The organism is Sulfitobacter aestuarii (genome assembly GCF_042685005.1).
GTDB lineage: Bacteria > Pseudomonadota > Alphaproteobacteria > Rhodobacterales > Rhodobacteraceae > Sulfitobacter > Sulfitobacter aestuarii.
This window is the reverse complement of the sequence record NZ_JBHUMP010000065.1, coordinates 1-1,274: the sequence shown is the minus strand read 5'-3', so window position 1 is coordinate 1,274 and position 1,274 is coordinate 1. Positions and strand designations below refer to the sequence as shown.

Sequence of the window (1,274 nt, the reverse complement as noted above, 5' to 3'; positions counted from 1 at the left end):
TGAACCGCCCCGGGTTTACCGGAGAGTAAAACTCTCAAAGGATGAGCCCTATGGATCAGAAGAAGCCCACCCCGAAGTACACAGCCGAGTTCCGTGAGCGCGGCGTCCGGCTATTCCGCGAACAGCGGCCCGATTACACCAGCGACAACGCGGCCTACCGCGCGATCGCGTCGAAGCTTGGCTGTTCTCATGACACTCTTCGCGCCTGGAGCATTCAGGCCGCCCGTGATGCTGGCGAGCGTCGCGGCGTGACCAGTGAGGAGAAGGCACGGATCAAGTCTCTGGAGCGCGAGGTCAAGGAACTGCGCACCGCCAACGAGATCCTGAAGAAGGCGTCAGCGTATTTTGCCCAGGCGGAGCTCGACCGCCCGTTCCGCAAATGACGACCTTCATTGAAGCGCACCGTGAGGTCTTCGGGGTCGAGCCGATCTGTCGCGTTCTGCCGATCGCCCCTGCGACCTATTATGCGCGTGCTGCCATCGCTCGCAATCCTGCTTTGGCCGCTGATCGCGCCAGGCAGGACGCCGAGGATTTCGAGAAGATCAGACGCGTCCATGACAGGAGCAGGGGTCGTTACGGCGCGCGCAAAGTCTGGCATCAGCTTCGTCGGGACAAGCACGATATCGCGCGCTGCACAGTGGAGCGGCTCATGCGCGAACATGGATTACAAGGGGTTACACGGGGCAAGAAGAAGACCACAATCCCCGATCCGGCGCAGCCTTGTCCCGGTGACAAGGTCAATCGGCAGTTCATCGCGGACGCTCCCAACCAGCTCTGGGTCTCGGACTTCACCTACGTGTCGACCTGAACGGGGATGGTCTATGTGGCCTTCGTCATCGATGTCTTCGCCCGCAAGATCGCAGGTTGGCGCGTCTCGACCTCGATGACGACAGGCTTCGTGCTGGATGCCCTGAACCAGGCCATCTGCCAACGGTGCCCGCTCGAGGGAAGCGGGCTGATCCACCACTCTGATCGCGGCAGCCAATATCTGTCCATCCGTTACACCGAGCGGCTGGCCGATGCTGGTATCGACACCTCGGTCGGCAGCGTCGGAGACAGCTACGACAACGCGCTGGCCGAGAGCATCATCGGCCTGTTCAAGACCGAGGTGATCAACTTCCTCGGCCCGTGGAAAGCCATGGGCCAGGTCGAATGGGAGACCCTGCAATGGGTCAGTTGGTACAACACCGAGCGGCTACACAGCGCCATTGGCCACCGGCCGCCGCAAGAGCAGGAGGACGCATTCCATGTGAGCATGAACACCCTTGAAAAAA

1 pseudogene and 1 other annotated feature are annotated in these 1,274 nt (G+C 61.2%); the pseudogene reads left to right on the top strand.

From position 1 onward, the window contains the following. Window positions 1-50 precede the first annotated feature (50 nt). Window positions 51-1,274: pseudogene (locus ACFSUD_RS19585) on the top strand (IS3 family transposase); the annotation flags it as partial. After that, window positions 338-454, top strand: a sequence feature (AL1L pseudoknot). It overlaps the preceding pseudogene by 117 nt.